Below are 6960 nucleotides of genomic sequence, written 5' to 3'. Positions count from 1 at the left end.
GTCGCCGAGGTGCAGGCATTGATGCGCCTTTGTTGCGAGCTCGGCCTCGGCGTCATTCCGCAAGGCGGCAACACCGGGCTGGTCTCGGGTGCGATCGATACGAAGGACGCCGGCCGGGTCGTCATCAGCCTGGAGCGACTGAACACCATCCGTCGGATCGATCCTGAGAACTTCACACTGCAAGCCGACGCAGGCTGCGTGCTGCAGACGATCAAGGACGCGAGCGAGGCACAGGACTGCCTGTTTCCGCTGGCGCTCGGCGCGCAAGGCAGTTGCCAGATCGGCGGCAATGCCGCGACCAATGCCGGCGGCGTCAACGTGCTGCGCTACGGCATGGTGCGCGACCTGATCCTCGGACTGGAAGTCGTGCTTGCGGATGGCGAGTTGTGGAACGGGTTCTCCGGGCTGCGCAAGAACAACAGCGGCTATGACCTGAAGCAGCTTTTCATCGGTTCGGAGGGCACGATCGGCATCATCACCGGCGTCGAGGTCAAGCTGTTCCCGAAGCCCGCTCGGACCGAAACGGGCTATCTCGGTCTCGCCTCGTTCGAGGCGGCCATCGCGCTGTTCAACCGGGCGCGCCGCGACTGTTGCGACCTCATCTCGGCCTTCGAAATCATCGGCTCGGAATGCATCGAGCTTGCCCGGCTGATCGACCCTGGAATTACCGCGCCGGTCGCGGCTCCCGTGCAGGTGCTGATCGAATTGTCCTCCGGGCCGACCATCGATCTCAACGGCTTGCTGGCCGGCTTCCTTGCCGATGCCATGGAGGGAGGCCTGGTGACCGACGCAGTTCTCGCGACCAGCAACGCGCAGGCGAACGCCTTCTGGGCGATCCGCGAAGGGCTGGTCGAAGGCCAGGCGAAGCGCGGCTATCACGTGCGCACCGATCTCTCGGTCCGCATCTCGGACATCCCTGCCCTGATCGAGCGCGCGCGCCGCTTCGTCACGCACGAGCATCCCGGTTGGATCCCACTGGCCTACGGCCATGCCGGCGACGGCAACATCCATTTCAATGTGCTGCCACCGCTCGATCTCGGCACGGCGGAAGCCCGCGCGCGCGGCGCGGAGATCACGGCGGGACTCTACGACATTGCCGTCGGCCTCGGCGGCTCGATCAGCGCCGAGCACGGCATCGGCCGCAGCCGCCGGCGCGAATTCTGGTCCGGACTCACGCCCACACATCGTCGCATGATCACGGCGCTGAAAACCGCGCTCGACCCAAAGGGGCTGATGAACCCGGGCTGCCTGCTGCCCTCGACGGAGACTTTCCCATGAAGCAAAGACTGGCCGCTATCGGCACTGTCGAGACGCTGCCCCACCGGGTCGCTACCTTCCTCAGCCGCGAGATCGAATCCGGCGAGTTGAACCCCGGCGCGCGGCTGCCGACCGAGCAGGAGCTGTCGGAGAAATTCGGCGTCAGCCGCAACGTCGTGCGCGAGGCGATCGCGCAGCTCCGTGCGGACGGCATGATAGAGGCCCGGCAAGGCATCGGCGCTTTCGTGCTGGCGCCCGAGCAGCGGGCCGCGATCCGCATCGACCGCGAGGCGCTCAAGGACACGCACAATATGGAGCGGCTGTTCGAGCTGCGCTGCATCCTCGAGTCCGAGTCGGCGGCTCTCGCCGCGGCGCGGCGCGGTCAAGAACATCTCGATTCGATCAAGGCGGCGCTCGACCGCATGGGCGGCGAGGAGCGCTGGGAGGAAGGCAGCATCGACGCCGACCTGCTCTTCCACCGCGAGATCGCGCGGGCCACAGGCAACAGCTACATCCACACCTTCATTTCCTTCGTCTGCGAGCAGATCCGTCACTCGATCCACTACGCCCGCCTCACCAACCCGCTGCACGATCTCGTCGAGATCAATGTCGGCGAGCATGTGCGCATCTACGAGGCGCTGGTGGCAGGCGATCCCGTGGCCGCCGCGGCGGCGATGCGCACGCATATCATCGGCGCCGCCAACCGCGTCGGCGTCAAGCTGCCGCTCTCGAAAACAAGCGGAGCGAAATAGATGCCGGCGAGCGTCACCCGCATCTCCGACGTCTGCCTGCTCGTCGAGAATATCGAGCGCACGGTCGACTTCTATGTCGGGAAACTCGGCTTCCGCCTGCGTCGCCGCGCCGAAGGCTTCGCCGATTTCCATGGCGAGGGCGTGACGCTCGCCGCCTGGGAGCTCGACCACATCAACCGGCACACCGGCGTCTCGAATCTCAGATCGCCGCGTCATGCGCACAAGGTCTGCGTCGCCGTCCAGCTCGACACACCTGCCGATATCGATCGGCTGCATGGCGAACTCAGCGCCAAGGGCGTGCCCTTCTACGGCCCGCCCGAAAACTACGTCTGGAATGCGCGCTGCGTCTATTTCGCCGACCCGGACGACACGCTCTGGGAGCTCTACGCCTGGCTCGACGGCGGCCCTGGCGACTACCACGACGAACAGCCGTAGACGACGCCGCGCCGGAGGGAGCGGCGCTGGGAAAGAAGAGACAAGAAATCTGCAACAGGAGCGAAAAATGAGTGGGAACCGAGACAATCGACTGAACCGCCGCACTTTCGTGAAGAGCGGCCTCGCAGCGGTCGCGGCCGCGTCGGCCGGCATGCAGCTTGTGCTGACGCCGGGCGCCAGGGCCGCCGGCAAGGTCGTCATCCAGTATGACTGGCTGATGTCCAACGGCCAGATCGGCGACATCGCCGCCGTCGCCAACGGCTATTTCAAGGATGCCGGGCTGGAGATCGAATTCAGCCCCGGCGGCCCCAATGCCTCGACCGTGCCGCCGGTCGTCTCTGGCGCCGCGCAGCTCGGCCAGTTCTCGGAAACGCCGCAGCTCTATGCCGCGCGCGCCAGCGGCGTGCCGGTCAAGATCATTGCCTGCGGCTTCCGCACCGGCCCCTACGCGCTGACCTCGAAGCCGGCCAAGCCGATCCGCAATGTCGCCGACCTCAAGGGCAAGAAGATCGGCATCCAGCCGACCGCGCGCTTCGTCATCGACGAGATCCTGGCCAAGAACGGCATCGACCCGTCCGAGGTCACCATCGTCAATGTCGGCTTCGACAAAGGTCCACTGGTACGCGGCGATGTCGACGCCATCGGCGGCTGGATCACCAACACACAGGCATTGAGCGTGGTCGGCGACGATCGTATCGACCTCCTGGTGCGCGACCTCGGGCTCAGCTCCTACGCCGACGTCTATTTCGCCACCGACAAGGCGATCGAGGAAAATGCGGACACGCTGGCAAAATTCATCGGCGCCGTCGGCAAGGGCTGGGGCTGGGTGCACGCCAACCCGCAGGAAGCGGTGAAGAAGATGGTCGCCGCCTATCCGGAAATGGATCTTGGCTGGGAACAGAAGACCGTCAACCTGGTGTTGAAACTTTCCTTCGACGGCGCGACCGCCAAGGACGGCTGGGGCACGTTCGATCCGGCCTCGATAGAGGAGCAACTGGCGTTGCTCGACAAGGTCGGCCAGTATCCGAACGGGCGCCCGGCCGCCAAGGATGTCTACACCACAAAGATCCTGGAGCTCTCTGCCGCCGACCGGCCTAAGCTCGATGCCCCTGCGGCCTGATGGCGAACGCGATCGAAGCCCAGAAGCTCGATGTCGGCTATGGCGGCCGGCAGACGGCCGTCAAAGTCCTCGCCGGCCTCGACCTCGCGGTCGCGGCCGGCTCCTTCCTGTCGATCCTCGGACCATCCGGCTGCGGCAAGTCGACGTTGCTGCGGGTGGTGGCCGATCTGCTCGATCCGCTCGGCGGCACGATCAGCGTGCTCGGCGCCACGCCGCACGCGGTGCGCTCGCGCCGCGATGTCGGCTTCGTCTTCCAGGATTCCACGCTGCTTCCCTGGCGCACAGTGCGCGACAATGTGCGCCTGCCGCTTGGCGTCGGCCAACGCAGCCTGACACGCAGGATCGAAGACCGCAGCGCCGAGCTGCTCGAACTGATGGGGCTTGGCGGTCTCAGTGAGCGCCTGCCGCATCAGCTTTCCGGAGGCCAGCGCCAGCGCGTCGCGATCGCCCGCGCTCTGCTCGGCGAGCCAAAACTGCTTTTGATGGACGAGCCGTTCGGGGCGCTGGACGAGATCACCCGTGACCGGCTCAACGACGAGTTGCTTTCGCTCTGGCGGCGCACCGGCACGACGATCCTCTTCGTCACCCATTCTATCGCCGAGGCCGCCTATCTCGGCGAGCGCGTCATCGTTCTTGCCGCCAATCCGGGGCGCGTGGTCAAGGACCTCGACATGCGGCCCTTCAAGCAGGAAGGCAACCGCTGCTCGCGCGAGGATCCGGCGATCGTCGCCGCCATGGCGGAGCTGCGCACGGCGCTGGAGCGCGCGTCGTGAGACCGGCGCCGCTCTCCCCGCAGATGACCTTTGCGCTGCCCGTGCTGGGCGCCGCGTCGATCCTGCTTGCCTGGCAGTACCTTCTGCCGCTGCTCGGCGTTCCCGCCTATATCGTGCCGACGCCAACCGCGATCTTCGGCGTCTTCCAGAAGAATTTTCCGCTTCTCATCGACAATCTGAGGCCGACGCTGATCGAGGCGTTGGCGGGTTTCATCATCGGCAATCTGGCCGCCGTGCTGCTTGCCGTGCTGTTCGTGCACAGCCGCATCCTGCAGGCCGCCTATTTCCCGATCGTCCTGTTCTTCAACACCATTCCGATCCTGGCGCTGTCGCCGATCATCATCCTGATCTTCGGCCTCGGCATGACACCCAAGATCGTCATCGCCGCGGTGATCTGCTTCTTCCCGACGCTGGTGAACATGATCCGCGGGCTGGATTCGGCAAGCGACAACGAGCACGAGCTATTCCGGGTGCTGTCGGCGACACGCCTGGAGATTTTCTGGGGCCTGCGGCTGCCGCGCGCCCTGCCGATGCTGTTCTCCTCGCTCCGCATCGCCTCCGCGACGGCCGTCATCGGCGCCATCGTCGGCGAATGGATCGGCTCGGACAAAGGCCTCGGCGCGCTGATCATCCAGGCGACCTTCAACTACCAGTCCGACCGCCTCTACGCGGCAATCGTGCTGTCGTCGTCGTTGTCGATCGCGCTGTTCTGCATCGTTGTGCTGATCGAGCGCCGGGCTGTCAGATACTGAACGGACGCACGTCGGTCCGTGCGAACCCTGCACGAGCCGGTGTTGGTCAGTCCGATTGCACGAACAGAAACCGGATCGCCGCCGCAGCCAGGGTCGTGGCGCTCCCGGCCGGATCTGCCGTGGCCTCCCCCTCAGGATTTGACATGAATCTCTCGCGGGAACTTGGTCAAGGTCTCATGGCCGGTTTCGGTCACCAGGATGGTCTCACTGATCTCGATGCCCCAACCATCCATCCACATTCCGAGGATGGAATGAACGACGTTGCCGGGCGTAAGCACGGTCTTGTCGCCCGGCCTGAGGCTGATCGTGTGTTCACCCCAATCCGGCGGATAGGCGACGCCGATGGAATAGCCGATGCGCGATTCCTTCTTCAGCCCGTAGCGTTGGATGACCTTGCGCCACGCAGCCTCGACTGCCTCGGCCGATGTTCCCGGCCTGACCGCGTCAAGCACCGCGTCCATGCCCTCGATCACTGCCTTGGCGGTATCCGCGACACGGGTTGGTGTCTTGCCCAATTGCATCGTTCTCGCCAGCCCGGCCGCGTAGCGGCGGCAGACGCCAGCGAGTTCCAGCGCAATCGTCTCGTTGTCACCGAACCGCCTGTCGCTCCACATGATGTGTGGGGCCGAGGCATTCTCGCCGCCGAGGATCGTTGGCGGAAGGGCGGTGATATCGCCAGCGAAGTCCGGGCTGCCGGCGATCTGCGCCGCCTGGATGGAGGCAATGGCATCGCATTCGCGAACGCCTGGCGCAATGACTTCAAAGGCCCGCGCGACGGCAGCTTCGGCGAGCGTCGAGGCCTTGCGCAGGTAGGCGATCTCGGGAGCGGATTTGACCACGCGGATCCAGTTCACCAGGAGATCAGCGTCATGCCATTTTGCGTTGGGAAGCCCAGCGACAAGCCGGGCATGCCCTTTGGGAGAGAAGTAATAGGCTTCGAGTTCGATGCCGATGTGCCTGTTTCCCCAGCCTTTGGCGGCGATCCAGCTCGCGATCCAGTCCATCGGATGGCGGTCGGCCCGCTGAACATGGTCTTCCGGAAAACCGACCACGTTCTCGGGCTTCATCCAGGCGGTCAGAAGCCCGCCCGCCGCATCCATGGCGCGGCCGATCCAGACCGGCTCGGCCTCTTCGATCGGAACCAGCACCATCTGGGGCGTGTAGAATGACCAGCCATCATAGCCGGTGATGTAATGTTGGTTGGCAACGTCGTTGACGATCAGGAGTTCGAGGCCACGCTTCGACATCTCGGTCCGGATCTTGCGAAGCCGCTGCTGGTATTCGTCGCGGGCAAACGGCAATTCGATCATTTCTGCTCCATGCCTGGCGGATCAAACGATTGCTGGTTCCTCACCATTGAGGCGGCTTCAATATGGAGGCAATCAGCCAAGGACGGCACGTTCACAGGTCCTAAACCGGTCCTGCCCTTTCCCGAGCCTCAGGATTCCATCGTTGATTTATTTTTGAATTCCATTTGACTGAATAAATCTTCTCTGCGAACTTTGCGTCAGATGGGAGCGCAAGGCATGGCGTTGCGAGGGACCAATCAGGAGTTCGGGCGGCCGTACAACCGGCGCATCGTGCTCGAATCCATCCGTCGCTTCGGCCCCATCGCCCGCGGCGACATCGCCCGGCATGTCGGCCTCACCGTCCAGACCGTATCGACCATCGTTCGCGAACTGGAGGAGCAGGGTTACATCCTGTCGGTCCGCGAGGAGCCGAAGGGCCGCGGCCTGCCGCCGGCAACGCTGCGCATAAATCCCGAAGGCGGCTATGCCGTCGGCATCCACCTCACCCCGCTCGGCATCGACGCGGCGCTGATCAACCTCAGCGGCGACGTGATCGAGAGCGCGCATCGCGAGGCGCCCAAC

At 64.7% G+C, this 6960-nt stretch carries 8 protein-coding genes; 7 read left to right on the top strand and 1 reads right to left on the bottom strand.

The window, feature by feature from the left end; all coding sequences use genetic code 11:
* The 6 genes from EOA38_RS23390 to EOA38_RS23365 all read left to right on the top strand — a co-directional run.
* The coding region (locus EOA38_RS23390) for an FAD-binding oxidoreductase (protein WP_145966040.1) at nt 1–1278 on the top strand (1278 nt) is incomplete at its 5' end.
* Nucleotides 1275–2009: a FadR/GntR family transcriptional regulator gene (locus EOA38_RS23385; protein ID WP_127300359.1), complete on the top strand. Its 735-nt coding sequence runs from the start codon at nt 1275–1277 to the stop codon at nt 2007–2009. The genes EOA38_RS23390 and EOA38_RS23385, both read left to right, overlap by 4 nt.
* Nucleotides 2010–2444, top strand: coding sequence for a VOC family protein (locus EOA38_RS23380; RefSeq protein ID WP_127300358.1), 435 nt, complete (start codon nt 2010–2012; stop codon nt 2442–2444).
* A 67-nt stretch (nt 2445–2511) separates the two neighbouring features.
* Nucleotides 2512–3564 carry an ABC transporter substrate-binding protein gene (locus EOA38_RS23375; protein WP_189434834.1) on the top strand — a complete coding sequence of 351 codons (1053 nt, stop codon included), beginning with the start codon at nt 2512–2514 and terminating at the stop codon, nt 3562–3564.
* A complete protein-coding gene (locus EOA38_RS23370) occupies nt 3564–4337 on the top strand; it encodes an ABC transporter ATP-binding protein (protein WP_127300357.1) in 774 nt (257 codons plus the stop codon). The genes EOA38_RS23375 and EOA38_RS23370 overlap by 1 nt, the downstream gene beginning before the upstream one ends.
* A 23-nt stretch (nt 4338–4360) precedes the next feature.
* The gene (locus tag EOA38_RS23365; protein ID WP_245480899.1) at nt 4361–5089 is read left to right on the top strand and encodes an ABC transporter permease; all 729 of its coding nucleotides are present in this window, start codon (nt 4361–4363) and stop codon (nt 5087–5089) included.
* Between the two features lie 131 nt (nt 5090–5220).
* On the opposite strand, the gene EOA38_RS23360 is transcribed toward EOA38_RS23365, so the two are convergent.
* Nucleotides 5221–6399: a M24 family metallopeptidase gene (locus EOA38_RS23360; protein WP_127300355.1), complete on the bottom strand. Its 1179-nt coding sequence runs from the start codon at nt 6397–6399 to the stop codon at nt 5221–5223.
* Between the two features lie 216 nt (nt 6400–6615).
* On the opposite strand from EOA38_RS23360, the gene EOA38_RS23355 reads away from it, so the two are divergent.
* Nucleotides 6616–6960, top strand: a 345-nt coding sequence (locus EOA38_RS23355; RefSeq protein WP_145966039.1) for a helix-turn-helix domain-containing protein, incomplete at its 3' end; no start/stop codon positions are given.

It is taken from the genome of Mesorhizobium sp. M1E.F.Ca.ET.041.01.1.1 (assembly GCF_003997355.1).
Taxonomy (GTDB): Bacteria; Pseudomonadota; Alphaproteobacteria; order Rhizobiales; family Rhizobiaceae; genus Mesorhizobium.
Note: the sequence above shows the minus strand (reverse complement) of the source record. Positions and strands in the feature narration are given on the sequence as shown.

Excerpts from the sequence above, each read along its gene's own strand:
- EOA38_RS23385 (WP_127300359.1), top strand. The coding sequence starts at position 1,275 with ATGAAGCAAAGACTGGCCGCTATCGGCACTGTCGAGACGCTGCCCCAC.
- EOA38_RS23380 (WP_127300358.1), top strand. The coding sequence starts at position 2,010 with ATGCCGGCGAGCGTCACCCGCATCTCCGACGTCTGCCTGCTCGTCGAG.
- EOA38_RS23375 (WP_189434834.1), top strand. The coding sequence starts at position 2,512 with ATGAGTGGGAACCGAGACAATCGACTGAACCGCCGCACTTTCGTGAAG.
- EOA38_RS23370 (WP_127300357.1), top strand. The coding sequence starts at position 3,564 with ATGGCGAACGCGATCGAAGCCCAGAAGCTCGATGTCGGCTATGGCGGC.
- EOA38_RS23365 (WP_245480899.1), top strand. The coding sequence starts at position 4,361 with ATGACCTTTGCGCTGCCCGTGCTGGGCGCCGCGTCGATCCTGCTTGCC.
- EOA38_RS23360 (WP_127300355.1), bottom strand. The coding sequence starts at position 6,399 with ATGATCGAATTGCCGTTTGCCCGCGACGAATACCAGCAGCGGCTTCGC.